The following is a 14,810-nucleotide window of genomic DNA, read 5'->3' on the forward strand; positions in this document are numbered from 1 at the left end:
GTCTCGGCCCTGGCGTGGGACGATAGTGGCTGGCCCGAGACTGCCCACGTCGCGAAGGAACTGAGTGCCCACCGCCCCGCACCGCCCACCGGCGGCCGCCTCGCAGATCGACCCGGCGGCGACCCCGCCGGCGTTGCTGCGCAACTTCTGCATCATCGCGCACATCGACCACGGCAAGTCCACGCTCGCGGACCGGATGCTGCAGCTGACCGGTGTGGTCGAGAACCGTGCCATGCGGGCGCAGTATCTCGACCGGATGGACATCGAGCGCGAGCGCGGTATCACGATCAAGTCCCAGGCCGTCCGCATGCCGTGGGAGGTCGACGGTCAGGCGCACGCGCTGAACATGATCGACACCCCCGGGCACGTGGACTTCTCCTACGAGGTCAACCGGTCGCTGGCGGCGTGCGAGGGTGCCGTGCTGCTGGTCGACGCGGCGCAGGGCATCGAGGCGCAGACCCTGGCCAACCTGTACATGGCCATGGAGAACGACCTCGCGATCATCCCGGTCCTGAACAAGATCGACCTGCCCGCAGCCCAGCCGGATCGCTACGCCGAGGAGCTCGCCAACCTCATCGGAGGCGACCCCGAGGACTGCCTGCGGGTCTCCGGCAAGACCGGCGAGGGTGTCCGGGAGCTCCTGGACCGCATCGTCCAGGAGGTCCCCGGACCGGTCGGCGACGCGGAGGCCCCGGCGCGCGCCATGATCTTCGACTCCGTCTACGACAGCTACCGGGGCGTGGTCACCTACGTGCGCGTCGTCGACGGCGATCTCAGCCCGCGCGAACGCATCAAGATGATGTCCACCGGCGCCACCCACGAGCTGCTGGAGATCGGCGTCATCTCGCCGGAGCCGAAGCCGACGAAGGGCCTCGGCGTCGGCGAGGTGGGGTACCTCATCACCGGCGTGAAGGATGTGCGCCAGTCCAAGGTCGGTGACACGGTCACGGTCACCGCAACGCCGGCCACCGAGGCGCTTCCCGGCTACCGCGAGCCCAAGCCGATGGTCTTCTCCGGTCTCTACCCGGTGGACGGCTCGGACTACCCGGTGCTGCGCGACGCCCTGGACAAGCTCAGGCTCAACGACGCCGCGTTCGCCTACGAGCCCGAGACCTCCGTGGCGCTGGGCTTCGGCTTCCGCTGCGGCTTTCTCGGGCTGCTCCACCTCGAGATCGTCCGCGAGCGACTCGAGCGGGAGTTCGACCTGGCGCTCATCTCGACTGCGCCGAACGTGTCCTACGAGGTGACCGTCGAGGACGGGACGACGACGAAGGTCACCAACCCCAGCGAGTTCCCCACCGGCAAGATCGCCTCGATCCGCGAGCCCGTGGTCCGGGCGACGCTCCTCGCCCCGAGCGAGTTCATCGGCGCCATGATGGAGCTGTGCCAGTCGCGGCGCGGGACCATGAAGGGCATGGACTATCTGTCCGAGTCCCGCGTGGAGCTGCGGTACGTGCTGCCGCTGCAGGAGATCGTCGGCGACTTCTTCGACCAGCTGAAGTCGAAGACCCGCGGGTACGCGTCGTTGGACTACGAGCCGGACGGCGACCAGGAGGCCGACCTCGTCAAGGTCGACGTCCTGCTCAACCACGAGCAGGTCGACGCGTTCTCCGCGATCGTGCACAAGGAGAAGGCCTACGCCTACGGCGTGTCCATGGCCGGCAAGCTGAGGGAGCTCATCCCGCGCCAGCAGTTCGAGGTGCCCATCCAGGCCGCCATCGGGTCGCGCATCATCGCTCGCGAGACCATCCGCGCCCTGCGCAAGGACATGCTCGCCAAGTGCTACGGCGGCGACATCAGCCGCAAGCGCAAGCTCCTGGAGAAGCAGAAGGAAGGCAAGAAGAAGATGAAGAACGTCGGCCGGGTCGAGGTCCCGCAGGAGGCCTTCATCGCCGCGCTGACCTCCGACGCGCCCACCGGCAAGAAGTAGTGAGCCGCGCGCCCCGCGGCTGCGTCACCCACGTGTGCCGCGTCGCCGCGCTGCACGGCGACGACGGCGCGGTCGGCGTGACGGCGATCGACAAACGTCCCGTCGACGGTCCTGTCCGGGTCGGCCCTCTCGGTCTGCGCGGCGACGTCCAGGCCGATCGCGCCCACCACGGCGGCGCGGAGAAGGCCGTCTACGTCTACGACCAGGCCGAGGCGGACCGCTGGGCCGCCGAGCTCGGCCAGGACGTCCCACCCGGACGGTTCGGCGAGAACCTGCGTCTCACCGGCGTCGCGGTCGACGACGCCGTGATCGGCCAGCGGTGGCGGATCGGCGCCGAGCTCGAGCTGGAGGTCACCGGCCCGCGCACCCCGTGCGCCACGTTCGGGCGCTGGCTCGAGCAGGGCGGCTGGGTGCGTCGCTTCACCGAACGGGCCCGCACCGGCGCCTACCTGCGCGTCGTCACACCAGGTGAGGTGCGCGCGGGCGACCCCGTCACCGTGACCCAGACCCCCGGGCACGGCGTGACCGTGTCCGCCTGGTTCTCCCGCGGGGACCCGGCCGACGCCCGCACGCTCCTCGCGGCGGAGCGCGAGGACGGCTGGGTCATGGCCGACTACCTCCGGGACTACGTCGCGGCCGCGGCCGGGCGCTGAGCGATGCCCGCACTGCCCGACGGCGAGACACCTCCCGACGACGGCGCCCTCCCCGTCTCGGCCGCACCCGGGCCGGACGGCGGCGTGCCGGACTTCGGCGTATATCTGCACGTGCCCTTCTGCCGGGTGCGTTGCGGTTACTGCGACTTCAACACCTACACCTCCGCCGAGCTCGGTGGCGGCGCGAACGCCGAGAACTACGCCGACACGGCGATCCGCGAGATCGAGCTCGCCGCGGGCGTGCTCTCCGCCCCCGCCCTGACGGCTGCCGGCATGCCGGCGCGCACCGTCTCCACGGTGTTCGTCGGTGGCGGCACCCCCACGATGCTGCCGCCCCGCGACCTCGCCCGGATGCTCGGCGCCGTCCGCGACACCTGGGGGCTGGCCGACGGCGTCGAGGTCACGACCGAGGCGAACCCGGACTCGGTCGGTGCCGCCGACCTCCAGGAGCTGGCCGACGCCGGATTCACCCGGGTCTCCTTCGGCATGCAGTCGGCGGTGCCGTCCGTGCTGGCGACCCTGGACCGCACGCACGACCCGGCGCGCGTACCCGACGTCGTCCGCTGGGCCCGCGCGGCCGGCCTCGAGGTCTCGCTGGACCTCATCTACGGCACGCCGGGGGAGTCGTTGGAGGACTGGCGCCGCAGCGTCGATGCCGCCGCCGCTCTCGAGCCGGACCACGTCTCCGCCTACGCCCTCGTCGTCGAGCCGGGCACGAAGATGGGCGCCCAGGTCCGCCGGGGCGAGCTGCCGCTGCCCGACGACGACGACGCGGCCGGCAAGTACGAGCTCGCCGACGACATGCTGAGCGCCGCCGGCTACCGCTGGTACGAGGTCAGCAACTTCGCCCGCGTGCACCCGGCCGACCGTCCCGGGGCGACGCCGCGGCACGCGTCCCGGCACAACCTGTCCTACTGGCGCGGCCAGGACTGGTGGGGGATCGGACCCGGCGCTCACAGCCACGTCGGCGGCGTGCGGTGGTGGAACGCCAAGCACCCGCGCGCCTACGCCCACCGGCTCGAGCAGGGCCTCAGCCCGGCGGCGGGACGGGAGGTCCTCGACGCCGAGACCCGGGAGCTCGAGCGGATCATGCTCGGTGTCCGGCTCGCCGAGGGTCTGGACCTGGCGTCGGGCAGTCCTGCGGTCGGCGGCGCGGAAAGCCTCACCGGCGGACGCCCGACCGTGGTGCAGGAGCTGTGTGACGAGGGATTGCTCGAGGCGGGGCCCGCGGCGGCGGGCCGGCTGGTGCTGACGAGGCGGGGCCGGCTCCTCGCAGACGCCGTCGTGCGGGCCCTGACCTGATTCGACGCTTCCGGGATTATCGGGTACTTGTGACCATTGACCCCTGCCGGAGCCTCCAGTGGGGCCAGACTGGATCCCGGCGTGCGCCGGCATGCCATCGACCGAGGAGACATGACCCATGACCCAGCCACCGCCGATGCCCGACCCGAACCGTCCCGGGCCGGGTGAGGAGCAGGCGCCGGGCCAGCAGCCTCCGTACGGTCAGCAGCCCCCGCCTCAGTACGGACAGGACTCGCCGTACGGGCAGCAGCCCCCGCCCCCGGGATACGGTCAGCAGCAGCCGCCGCCTCAGTACGGTCCGGACCCGGGGTACGGGCAGCAGCCCCCGCCGCCGGGATACGGTCAGCAGCAGCCGCCGCCTCAGTACGGTCCGGACCCGGGGTACGGGCAGCAGCCTCCGGGGCACGGGCAGCAGCCTCCGGGGTATGGCCAGCCGTCTCGTTCGGTCTCGATCGGCGAGGCTTTCCGGTTCGCCTGGGAGGGCTTCAAGGCCAGCCCTGGTCCATGGGTCCTTGTCACGCTGGTCCTGCTGGTGGTCGGCGCCATCGGGACGAGCATCGAGAACAGCATCCGCGAGGCCGCCACCGCCGGGATGGCCCCGCTCGAGGCCGCGACCGCGTTCGTTCCGGCGGCCGAGCTCATCGGCCTGCTGTTCTTCATCGTCAACTTCATGATCGGTGCCGCGATGGTGTCGGCGGCCCTGAAGACCACCGACGGTTACAAGATCCAGTTCAGCGACTTCACCAAGATCCCGAACGTCCTCCACGCGCTCCTGGCCGCCGTCATCTTCTCGATCCTGCTGACGGTCGGCTTCATCCTGCTCGTCGTCCCGGGCATCATCATCGCCGTGCTGGGCGTCTTCTACCTGCACGTCGCGCTGGACCAGCGGGTCAACGGCTGGCAGGCCGTCGTGGGCAGCTTCCGCGTCGTCAAGGACTCGATCGGGACGACCCTGCTGTTCATCCTCGCCGCGATCGGAGTCACCATCGTGGGCGTGCTGCTGCTCGTGGTCGGAACGTTGGTCGCGGCACCGCTCGTCGTGATCGCCTCGGCGTTCGTCTACCGCCGCCTGGTGGGCGGGCCGGTCCAACAGCCGGGCAGCGCCGGGCTGACGGCCTAGCCCTCGGCCGTCACGAAGTCGATGAGCTCCTCCATCCGCCCGAGCAGGGCGGGGGAGAGGTCCTTGTAGTCACGGACCTGCCCGAGGATGCGCTTCCAGCCCCGGGCGACGTCGCCCTGGTCGGCGTGCGGCCAGCCGAGCGCCGCCAGGGTGCCGTACTTGATGTCGGTCCCGCGCGGGATGTCGGGCCAGGCGCGCAGCCCCACGCGCTCCGGGCGCACCGCCTGCCAGACGTCGACGTACGGGTGCCCGAGCACGAGGACGTGGTTCCCGCCCGGTCCGCGCGCGACCTTGTCGGCGATGCGCTGCTCCTTGGAGCCGCGCACGAGGTGGTCGACGAGCACCCCGGCGCGGCGGGTGGGGCCGGGCGAGAAGTCGCGCAGCACCGCCTCGAGGTTGTCCACGCCGTCGAGCATCTCGACGACGACGCCCTCGACCCGCAGGTCGTCACCCCAGACGCGCTCGACGAGCTCGGCGTCGTGGCGGCCCTCCACCCAGATCCGGGAGGCCCGGGCCACCCGCGCGCGCTGCTGCGGCGCCGCGATGGAGCCCGACGCCGTCAGCTTCCGCCCGCCGGCGGTGGCCGGTCCCGTGGGCCGTCGCGGGGCCGTCGGCGGCACCAGGCGAACCGGAGCACCGTCGATCCAGAAGCCCGGCCCCATCGGGAAGGATCGACGGGCCCCGCGGCGGTCCTCGAGGACGACGACGTGCATGCCGCCCGACTTCTCCACACGCAGCACGGCACCGACCCAGCCGCTCTCGATCTCCTCGACGACGACGCCGGCGTCGGCGGGGACGTCGCGGGTCGTGGCACGGCGGGCGTAGGGCCCCGTCCGGTGCGGGTCGGAGGAGAGGACGTCCATGCCGTATCGATCGCGTTGCTGGGTCACGCTGGCAGGGTAAGCAGTGTGCGTGGCGCCACCGGCGAGGTCGGGGGCGTGGCGGGTAGGATTAGCACTCGGAACGTGAGAGTGCTGGCATGCGAGAGGAGGACGCATGAGCGACGAACGCAGGCTGGACGTCCTCCGGGCGATCGTGCAGGACTACGTCGAGACCCGCGAGCCGGTGGGCTCACGGGTGCTCGTCGAACGGCACAGCCTCGGCGTCTCCCCGGCAACCATCCGCAACGACATGGCGGCTCTCGAGGAGTTCGGGTTCATCGCCCAGCCCCACACCTCGGCGGGGCGGGTACCGACCGACAAGGGTTATCGGCTCTTCGTCGACCAGATCGGGGCCGTCAAGCCGCTCTCCGCGGCCGAGAAGCGCGCGATCCAGATGCTCCTCGGGGACGCGCTCGACCTGGACGACGTCGTCGAGCGCACCGTGCGGTTGCTCGCGCAGCTGACCCACCAGGTCGCCGTCGTGCAGTACCCGTCCCTGAAGCGGCTGAGCCTGCGGCATCTCGAGCTCGTTCCGTTGAGCGCGGAGCGGCTGCTCGTCGTGATCATCACGGACACCGGCCGGGTGGAGCAGCGCAACGTGGAGACCACCACGGAGCTCGACGGCAACATCCTCGCCGAGCTGCGCGCCCGGCTCAACGTCATCGCCGCGGGCCGCCGCCTCGAAGCGGTCACGCCGGAGCTCGAGGCGCTCCCGGAGCAGTTCGCTCCGGCACACCAGGAGCTCGTCAGGGCGGTCGCTCAGCAGCTGACCGACACGCTTCGGCTGGACTCCGAGGAACGCATCGTCATGGCCGGCACGGCGAACCTGGCTCGCTCGGACTTCGACTTCACCCGGACCATCTCGCCGGTGCTCGAGGCGCTCGAGGAACAGGTGGTGCTGTTGAAGCTGTTCTCCGAGATGGCTCAGGACTCGATCGCCGTGCGGATCGGCTCCGAGAACAAGGACGAAGCCTTGTCCGAGGCGTCCATCGTCACGAGCCTCTACGGTAGTGAGGAGCCCTCCGAGGGCGTCGGCCGGCTCGGCGTCCTGGGCCCCACCCGGATGGACTATCCCGGAACCATGGCGGCGGTGCGCGCCGTGGCCCGATACCTGTCGCGGATCCTCGCCTCCTGACAGCAGGTCCGCTCCGACGGCGACCGCCGCGCACGCACGCGGGAGCCACGCACCGCGCAGACCGACCGCCCGACAGCCCCCAGCAGAGAGTGACCCGGTGAACGACTACTACGAGATCCTCGGCGTCTCCCGCCAGGCCAGCGCGGAGGAGATCAAGAAGGCCTACCGCAAGCTCGCCCGCAGCCACCACCCCGACGTCGCGGGCCCCGAGGCGGCGGACCGGTTCAAGGAGATCGGCCAGGCCTACGAGGTGCTGTCGAACCCGGAGAAGCGCCAGCTCTACGACATGGGCGGCGAGGCCGCCCTCGGCGGCCAGGGCGGCAGCGGAGGGGGCGCCGGCTTCGGCGGCTTCGGCGGCTTCAACGACATCTTCGAGACCTTCTTCGGCGCGGGAGCCGGGGGCGCGTCCCGCGGCCCGGTGCCACGCGCCCGGCGCGGTCAGGACGCGCTCGTGCGGCTGGACCTCGACCTCTCCGAGGTCGTCTTCGGCGCCACGAAGGACATCCAGGTCGACACGGCCGTCGTCTGCCCGACCTGCCAGGGCACCTGCTGCCGGCCCGGCACCTCGCCGCGTACGTGCGAGGTGTGCCACGGCCGCGGCGCCGTCCAGCGGGTCACCCGTTCGTTCCTGGGTCAGGTCATGGCCACCACCACCTGCTCGGCCTGCCAGGGACACGGCACCGTCATTCCCGAGCCGTGCCCCGACTGCTCCGGCGAGGGCCGCGTGCGGACCCGACAGACGCTGCGTGTCGAGGTCCCTTCCGGTGTCGAGTCCGGCACCCGTATCCGCATGACCGGCCAGGGCGAGGTCGGGCCGGGCGGAGGCCCGACGGGTGACCTCTACGTCGAGATCCGGGAGCTGCCGCACCCGACCTTCGTACGCCGCGGCGACGACCTGCACTGCACGCTGCCGCTGCCGGTGACCGCGGCCGCGCTCGGCACCGTGACCGCCCTCGACACCCTCGACGGACCCCGCGAGATCGACATCGCGCCCGGCACCCAGCCGGAGCAGATCTACACGCTCGACGGCCTCGGCGTCGGTCACCTGCAGCGCAACGGCCGCGGCGACCTGCACGTCCACGTCGAGGTCCAGGTGCCCAGCCGGCTCGACGAGCGGCAGAAAGAGCTCCTCGCCGAGCTTGCCGCCCTGCGGGGCGAGGACCGGCCCGAGCCCCGCCTCGCCACCTCCGGCACCGGGATGTTCTCCCGGCTGCGGGAGAAGCTCGGCGGGCGCTGAACGGCCGTCCGGTGACCACCCCCGTCTTCCACGCCGACCCCGACGTGCTCGCCGGGTCGAGCGTGGGAGGGCGCGTCACGCTGCGCGGCGACGAGGCCCGTCACGCCGCCACCGTGCGTCGTATCCGCACCGGCGAGGAGGTCGATCTGGTCGACGGCGCCGGCCTGCGGGTCACGGGCACGGTCGACGGCGCAGCCCGGGACGCGCTGACGGTCACCGTCACCGGTGTCACCCACGAGCCGCCGCCGGCCGTCCGGCTGGTCCTGGTCCAGGCGCTCGCCAAGGGCGGGCGTGACGAACAGGCCGTCGAGGCCGCCACCGAGCTCGGCGTCGACGCCGTCGTCCCGTGGCAGGCGGGCCGCTCGGTCTCCGTGTGGGCCGGCGCCGAGAAGGCGGCCAAGGGGCATCGTCGCTGGGAGGCCGTGGTGGCCTCCGCCGCCAAGCAGTCCAGGCGCGCCTGGGTCCCGGCGGTCCGCGAGCTCGTGACGACGTCGGACCTGACCGCGGCCGCCGCCTCCGCCGTCGGCGCCGGCGGTTCGGTGCTGGTGCTGCACGAGTCGGCCACGACACCGATGACCGCGGCGGTGCTGCCCGAGGCGGGAACGGCGGGCTCCGTCGCCGGGGGCGCGGCCCGCCCGGCCGAGGTGGCCGTCGTCGTCGGCCCGGAGGGCGGCATCACCGACCACGAGGCCGACGCCCTGGCCGGGGCGGGGGCGCAGATCGTCCTCGCCGGTCCGCACGTCCTTCGGACCTCCACCGCCGGCCCGGCGGCGCTGGCCGTGCTGGCGGGCCGACTCGGACGCTGGGACTGAGGCCGCCGGCCTCAAGACCGAGACCGCCCGACCAAGACGATGTCTCGTCCAGTCCGGCCCGATATCCTGACCGCGGTGTCGCACACCCGCGCCGCCGACCCGGACCCGAGGAGGACCAGGGCATCCGCGCCCGCCACCATGTCGCAGCATCCCGTGCCGAACCAGGGTGAGAACGGTGCCGAGCTTCCTCTCGGCCACGTCCAGCACCAGATCACCGTCCCCGAATCCGTCCCGATGGTCGTCCTGCTCGGTCAGCGCGACGAGGCGCTGCGAGCCGTCGAACGCGGCTTTCCCGCCGTGGACCTCCACGTGCGCGGCAACGTCATCGCCCTCACCGGTCCGCGCGGTGACGTCGGGCTCGCAGAGCGTCTCGTCGAGGAGCTCGTCTCGGTGGCCCGCACCGGCCAGCCGCTGAGCGCGGACGCGGTCGACCGAGCGGTCGGCATGCTCCGCGACACCTCGGGGCGGCCGACGGACGTCTTCACCACGGACATCCTCTCCGCCCGTGGCCGGACGATCCGGCCGAAGACCGTCGGTCAGAAGCAGTACGTCGACGCCATCGACTCCTCGACGATCACCTTCGGCATCGGACCCGCGGGCACCGGCAAGACGTACCTCGCCATGGCCAAGGCCGTCGGCGCCCTGCAGGCGGGACGCGTGCGGCGGCTCATCCTGACGCGCCCGGCAGTGGAGGCTGGGGAGCGCCTGGGCTACCTGCCAGGCACGCTGACCGACAAGATCGACCCGTACCTGCGCCCGCTGTACGACGCGCTGCACGACATGCTGGAGCCCGAGTCGATCCCGAAGCTCATGGCCGCCGGCACCATCGAGGTCGCGCCGCTCGCCTACATGCGCGGCCGGACCATCAACGACTCCTTCATCATTCTCGACGAAGCCCAGAACACCTCGCCCGAGCAGATGAAGATGTTCCTCACGCGGCTGGGGTTCGACTCCAAGGTCGTGGTCACCGGTGACGTCACCCAGGTGGACCTGCCGTCCGGCACCCGCTCCGGCCTGCGGGTGGTCCAGGAGATCCTCGACGACGTCGACGACGTCACGTTCCGTCGTCTGACGAGCGCCGACGTCGTCCGGCACCGACTCGTCGGTGACATCATCGACGCCTACGAACGGTGGGACGCGACCACGGCCTCGACCGGCCCGGAGCCTCCGCGTGGGCGACGCCACCACCCGGGCGAGCGCCGGTCATGAGCTCTGCGCCGACGACTGCGCAGCGGGGGCTGGGGCGAGGGACGAGACCCGGCCGGCGCGCAGCTGAGGAGGAGCAGTCATGAGTACCGAGGTCACCAACGAGTCCGGCCACGAGGTCGACGGCGAGGAGTTCGCCGCGCTGGCCCGGTACGTGCTCGAGGAGATGCGGGTCCACCCGCAGGCCGAGCTGTCGATCCTCTTCGTCACCAGCGACATCATGTCCGAGCTCCACGAGCGCTGGATGGACGAGCCGGGGCCCACCGACGTGCTGTCCTTTCCGATGGACGAGCTCCGTCCCGGCCGGTCGGGCCAGGCCCCGGTCGAAGGGACGCTGGGCGACATCGTGCTGTGTCCGGACGTTGCCGCACGCCAGGCCCGCGACGCGGGTCACTCCACGGTCGAGGAGCTCCTGCTGCTGACCACGCACGGCATTCTGCACCTGCTCGGCTACGACCACGCCGAGCCGGAGGATGAGAAGGAGATGTTCGCGCTCCAGCGCAAGCTGCTCCTGACCTTCCTCGCGGGCCGGTGACCGGGCAGCGATGACGGGACAGATCCCCGAGTGGGGCCTGCTGGCGCTGACCGTGACCGGGCTCCTGCTCAGCGCCGTCCTCAGCGCCGGCGAGTCCGCGCTGCAACGGCTCACCCGTGCCGCTGCCGCCGAGATGGCTGTTGAGGGTCGAGCCGGTGCGGCCGCCGTCGAGCGGCTGGCGGACCGGCGCGAGGAATCCCTCGCCGCGGCCGGCTTCGTCCGTGTCCTCGCCGAGATGACGGCGGCCGTGTGCTTGACCCTGGCCGTCGCCGACCTCCTGGAGCGGTGGTGGCAGGTCCTCCTGGTCTCGGTCGCCGCGACGGCCATGCTGCTCGTCGTCGTCGTCGGGATCTCGCCGCGGCGTCTGGGCCACCGCAACCCGACCGGGGTGCTGGCCGTCCTCGCTCCGCTGATGAGTGGCCTCGCCAACGTCGGTACCGTCCTGGGGAACGTGTGGCGGGCGGTCTCGCCGCGGCCGCGGCAGACCGAGGTGGAGGCGCGCGAAGAGCGCGAGGAGGACCTGCGGGACATGGTCGACCGGGTCAGCGAGTCCGAGGAGATCGAGGACGACGAGCGTGAGCTCCTGCAATCCGTCTTCCGGCTCGGGCACACCGTCACCCGCGAGGTGATGGTCCCGCGCACCGACATGGTCACCATCGATGCCGACGAGACACTGCGTCGCGCGCTGAGCCTGTTCACGCGGTCGGGGTACTCCCGCGTGCCGGTGGTGGGCGAGTCGACCGACGACCTGCGTGGCGTCCTGTACCTCAAGGACGTCATCGCCCGCGTGCACCGCGGGACGTCCGCCGAGCAGCTGACCGTCTCCGACGTCATGCGCGAGGCGACCTTCGTGCCCGAGACCAAGCCGGTCGACGAGCTCATGCGCGAGATGCAGTCGGGCAGCGTCCACATCGCCTTCGTCATCGACGAGTACGGCGGCATCGCCGGCCTGGTGACCATCGAGGACCTGCTCGAGGAGCTCGTCGGCGACATGGTCGACGAGCACGACCTGGCCGAGCCCGAGATCGAGGACCTCGGCGACGGCACGATCCGCGTGCCCGCCCGGCTGCCGGTGGACGAGCTCGGAGCGCTGTTCGGCCTGGAGCTCGACGACGACGACGTCGACTCCGCGGGCGGCCTCCTCGCCAAGGCCATGGGCAAGGTGCCGCTGCAGGGCGCCCACGTCGACGTCCACGGGCTCCACCTGGTCGCCGAACGGGTCGAAGGACGACGACGGCGCGTCTCCACGCTCCTCGCCTCGATGGCGCCGGAGGTGGAGGAGGATGAGCAACCATGAGGTGCGAGCAGCGATGAAGTTCCCGGGCGAAGACGAGCTCCCACCCGACGACGCGTCCGCCGTGACCGGTCTGGTGCCGGCGTCCGGCTGGCCCGAGGGCTTCCGGTCCGGCTTCGCCTCCGTCGTGGGGCGGCCGAACGCCGGCAAGTCGACCTTGACGAACGCGCTCGTGGGGCAGAAGGTCGCCATCACGTCCGGGCGGCCGCAGACCACCCGGCACGTGGTGCGCGGGATCGTCCACCGCGACGACGGACAGCTGATCCTCGTCGACACCCCCGGCCTGCACCGGCCGCGAACGCTGCTCGGCCAGCGACTCAACGACCTCGTCAAGGAGACCCTCTCCGAGGTGGACGTCGTGGTGTTCTGCCTGCCCGCCGACCAGAAGGTCGGCCCGGGCGACCGGCACATCGCCCGAGAGCTGGCCCAACAGCGGACCCCGGTGGTCGCCGTCGCCACCAAGGCGGACACCGTCTCCCGCGAACGGCTGGCCCAGCACCTCCTCGCGGTCGACCAGATGGAGCCCAAGCTCGATCTCGCCGACATCGTTCCCGTCTCGGCCGTCACCGGCGAGCAGGTCGACGTCCTCACCGACGTGCTGCTCGGCCACCTGCCGCCCGGGCCACCGCTGTACCCCGACGGCGAGCTGACGGACGAGCCGGAGCAGGTGATGATCGCCGAGCTCATCCGCGAGGCGGCACTCGAGGGCGTGCGCGAGGAACTTCCGCACTCCTTGGCGGTCCTCGTCGAGGAGATCGTGGAACGCCCGCGCGAGCCCGACGACCCGCGTCCGCCGATGCTCGACGTGCACGTCAACGTCTACGTCGAGCGGCCCTCGCAGAAGGCGATCGTCATCGGCAAGGGCGGGCAGCGGCTCCGGGACGTGGGGACACGCTCCCGAAAGGCCATCGAGGCGCTGCTCGGCACCCGGGTGTACCTGGACCTGCACGTGCGCGTCGCCAAGGATTGGCAGCGCGACCCCAAGCTGCTCGGGCGCCTCGGCTTCTGACGAAGGCACCGGCCCGCGCGAGCAGCGAGGGCTACTCGCAACAGCGGGGGCTGTTGGTGCAGCTGTGGCCCTCAGCGCCGGGAGTGGCCTTCGCTCGGCGGAGCGTGAACGGCCGCCCGAAGCGAGCGGACCTCCCGGGGCGAACCGGGCGCGAGACTACGCTGGTCCGGTGAGATATCGGCGGCTGGGAGCCAGCATCGTGCTGGTGCTCCTCCTCGGGCTCATCGGGTCCGTCGCCGGACCCGGCTGGAACCCGCAGCCGCTCGAGCACACGGTGGTGCCGCAGTCCGAGGACACCGCCATCGGCTCCGACGCCGCCACCGAGCCGGTCGGCACCTACGACGTCGTGAGCGAGGTCGTCGACGTCCAGGTCGCCGACGAGGTCACGATCCAGGCCACCATCGCCTCACCCGTCGACGCTCCCGGTGAGCGGCCCGCCGTGCTCTTCATGCACGGAGCCGGGACCGCGACGCACGAGAACTTCCGGGAACTGACCCGGAAGCTGGCCAGCGCGGGCATCGTGACGATGGTCCCGGACAAGCGGTCCGACACCTACACCGCCCGAAGCCGCGACTACGTCGCGATGGCTGAGGACTACCTCGACTCCTGGCAGACGCTGCGGTCCTGGCCGGGGGTCGACGCCGGCCGGGTCGGCGTCTACGGCGAGAGCGAGGGCGCGATGTCCGCACCGGTCGCCGGCGCGATGCAGGAGGATGTCGCTTTCGTGGTGCTGGTCTCGGCCCCCGTGCTGCCGATCCGTGAGCAGGGCGCGTTCGCCGCCGACAGCTACCTGCGAGAGGTGGGGGTGCCCGAACGCATCCTCCGAGCGATCCCACGACTGGTCGGTGGCACCTTCCCCGGCGGCGGGTTCGACTACTTCGACTTCGACGTCAGTCCTTACCAGGAGCAGCTCGACCAGCCGGTACTGATGATCTACGGCGCCGCGGACGCCTCCATGCCGATCGTCCAGGGCGCTCAGATCCTCATCGAGGACATGGCGGTGGCGGGCAACGAGGACTACACGATCCGCTACTACGAGGACGCGAACCACGGCATCAGGGTGGGGCAGAAGCTGGTCCCGGAGTTCCCCCGTGACCTCTCGCGCTGGATCCTCGGACTGCCCCAGACCGCCGGCGCGGCCCCCGTCATCGCCGGCGAGCAGCCGGTGCAGGGCTTCCGCGCGGACCCGGTCGACCGGCCCCGTTGGTACGCCACCGGCAACATGATCATCGTGGTCCTCGTCGGGGGCCTCGGCCTGCTGGCTCTGGGTGGGCTGATCGGCCTTGCGCTGGTTCTCACGAGGCTGCGTTCCGCCGGCCGGTGCCTTCGGACGGGCGACGGCGTGGCGCGGCTCGCCACCGGGCTCGCGCTCTCCTCGCTGGCCACCTGGGTGTTCTACGTCTCGTACCTGGCAGGGGTGGCATCGTTGGCGCTGAACTACCAGCAGGACGCCTTTCTCGTGCAGGGCGGCTGGCTCGTCGTGCAGGCCACCGGTGTGCTGGCCGCCGTGATGGTCGTCCTGACCGTCTCGGCCGCGCGGCGGGCCCGGCGTGCGGGCGGGACCTGGCGCAGCAGCGGGCGGTTTCGTCGTACGGCCGGCCTCGTCGCCACGGTGAGCGTGGTGGCCGGTGGCCTCGTTCTGCTGCTCTCGGCGGCGTACTGGGGCGTCTACCCTGCTGTGGTCTGAGCGCCACCA

Annotated in this window: 13 protein-coding genes; 12 read left to right on the forward strand and 1 reads right to left on the reverse strand. The window is 71.7% G+C overall.

Annotation, left to right across the window (positions count from 1 at the left end; genetic code table 11):
* The first annotated feature begins 64 nt into the window (after positions 1-64).
* From lepA to ABD907_RS19265, 4 genes are all read left to right on the forward strand, one after another.
* Positions 65-1,930, forward strand: coding sequence for a translation elongation factor 4 (gene lepA, locus ABD907_RS19250; RefSeq protein ID WP_345218572.1), 1,866 nt, complete (start codon positions 65-67; stop codon positions 1,928-1,930).
* Positions 1,930-2,583 (forward strand): MOSC domain-containing protein, encoded by a 654-nt coding sequence (locus tag ABD907_RS19255; RefSeq protein WP_345218574.1) that lies wholly within the window; start codon positions 1,930-1,932, stop codon positions 2,581-2,583. Before lepA ends, ABD907_RS19255 begins: the two co-directional genes overlap by 1 nt.
* A 3-nt stretch (positions 2,584-2,586) precedes the next feature.
* Positions 2,587-3,885 (forward strand): radical SAM family heme chaperone HemW, encoded by a 1,299-nt coding sequence (gene hemW / locus ABD907_RS19260; RefSeq protein WP_345218575.1) that lies wholly within the window; start codon positions 2,587-2,589, stop codon positions 3,883-3,885.
* 118 nt (positions 3,886-4,003) lie between these two features.
* The gene (locus ABD907_RS19265) at positions 4,004-5,005 is read left to right on the forward strand and encodes a hypothetical protein (protein ID WP_345218577.1); all 1,002 of its coding nucleotides are present in this window, start codon (positions 4,004-4,006) and stop codon (positions 5,003-5,005) included.
* Here ABD907_RS19265 and ABD907_RS19270 read toward each other — a convergent pair.
* Positions 5,002-5,868 (reverse strand): DUF3097 domain-containing protein, encoded by an 867-nt coding sequence (locus ABD907_RS19270; protein ID WP_345218922.1) that lies wholly within the window; start codon positions 5,866-5,868, stop codon positions 5,002-5,004. The genes ABD907_RS19265 and ABD907_RS19270 overlap by 4 nt on opposite strands.
* Positions 5,869-6,001: 133 nt before the next feature.
* Here ABD907_RS19270 and hrcA point away from each other — a divergent pair, with 133 nt between their 5' ends.
* From hrcA to ABD907_RS19310, 8 genes are all read left to right on the forward strand, one after another.
* Positions 6,002-7,021, forward strand: a complete 1,020-nt coding sequence (gene hrcA, locus ABD907_RS19275; protein ID WP_345218580.1) for a heat-inducible transcriptional repressor HrcA — start codon at positions 6,002-6,004, stop codon at positions 7,019-7,021.
* A gap of 97 nt (positions 7,022-7,118) precedes the next feature.
* Positions 7,119-8,258: a molecular chaperone DnaJ gene (dnaJ, locus tag ABD907_RS19280; protein WP_345218581.1), complete on the forward strand. Its 1,140-nt coding sequence runs from the start codon at positions 7,119-7,121 to the stop codon at positions 8,256-8,258.
* Between the two features lie 11 nt (positions 8,259-8,269).
* A complete protein-coding gene (locus ABD907_RS19285) occupies positions 8,270-9,070 on the forward strand; it encodes a 16S rRNA (uracil(1498)-N(3))-methyltransferase (RefSeq protein ID WP_345218583.1) in 801 nt (266 codons plus the stop codon).
* Between the two features lie 138 nt (positions 9,071-9,208).
* Positions 9,209-10,279 carry a PhoH family protein gene (locus ABD907_RS19290; RefSeq protein ID WP_345218924.1) on the forward strand — a complete coding sequence of 357 codons (1,071 nt, stop codon included), beginning with the start codon at positions 9,209-9,211 and terminating at the stop codon, positions 10,277-10,279.
* A 79-nt stretch (positions 10,280-10,358) separates the two neighbouring features.
* Positions 10,359-10,811, forward strand: a complete 453-nt coding sequence (ybeY, locus tag ABD907_RS19295) for an rRNA maturation RNase YbeY (protein ID WP_345218584.1) — start codon at positions 10,359-10,361, stop codon at positions 10,809-10,811.
* 10 nt (positions 10,812-10,821) lie between these two features.
* On the forward strand, positions 10,822-12,108 hold the full coding sequence (locus ABD907_RS19300) for a hemolysin family protein (protein ID WP_345218586.1): 1,287 nt from the start codon (positions 10,822-10,824) through the stop codon (positions 12,106-12,108).
* The gene (era, locus tag ABD907_RS19305) at positions 12,095-13,114 is read left to right on the forward strand and encodes a GTPase Era (protein ID WP_345218587.1); all 1,020 of its coding nucleotides are present in this window, start codon (positions 12,095-12,097) and stop codon (positions 13,112-13,114) included. The genes ABD907_RS19300 and era overlap by 14 nt, the downstream gene beginning before the upstream one ends.
* A 169-nt stretch (positions 13,115-13,283) precedes the next feature.
* Positions 13,284-14,801 (forward strand): alpha/beta hydrolase family protein, encoded by a 1,518-nt coding sequence (locus ABD907_RS19310; protein WP_345218588.1) that lies wholly within the window; start codon positions 13,284-13,286, stop codon positions 14,799-14,801.
* The last annotated feature ends 9 nt before the right edge of the window (positions 14,802-14,810 follow it).

This window comes from Georgenia halophila (assembly GCF_039541595.1).

Coding starts and splice junctions, on each gene's coding strand:
- ABD907_RS19265 (WP_345218577.1), top strand. CDS start 4,004: ATGACCCAGCCACCGCCGATGCCCGACCCGAACCGTCCCGGGCCGGGT.
- ABD907_RS19270 (WP_345218922.1), bottom strand. CDS start 5,868: ATGGACGTCCTCTCCTCCGACCCGCACCGGACGGGGCCCTACGCCCGC.
- hrcA (WP_345218580.1), top strand. CDS start 6,002: ATGAGCGACGAACGCAGGCTGGACGTCCTCCGGGCGATCGTGCAGGAC.
- hemW (WP_345218575.1), top strand. CDS start 2,587: ATGCCCGCACTGCCCGACGGCGAGACACCTCCCGACGACGGCGCCCTC.
- ABD907_RS19290 (WP_345218924.1), top strand. CDS start 9,209: ATGTCGCAGCATCCCGTGCCGAACCAGGGTGAGAACGGTGCCGAGCTT.
- ybeY (WP_345218584.1), top strand. CDS start 10,359: ATGAGTACCGAGGTCACCAACGAGTCCGGCCACGAGGTCGACGGCGAG.
- era (WP_345218587.1), top strand. CDS start 12,095: ATGAGCAACCATGAGGTGCGAGCAGCGATGAAGTTCCCGGGCGAAGAC.
- ABD907_RS19300 (WP_345218586.1), top strand. CDS start 10,822: ATGACGGGACAGATCCCCGAGTGGGGCCTGCTGGCGCTGACCGTGACC.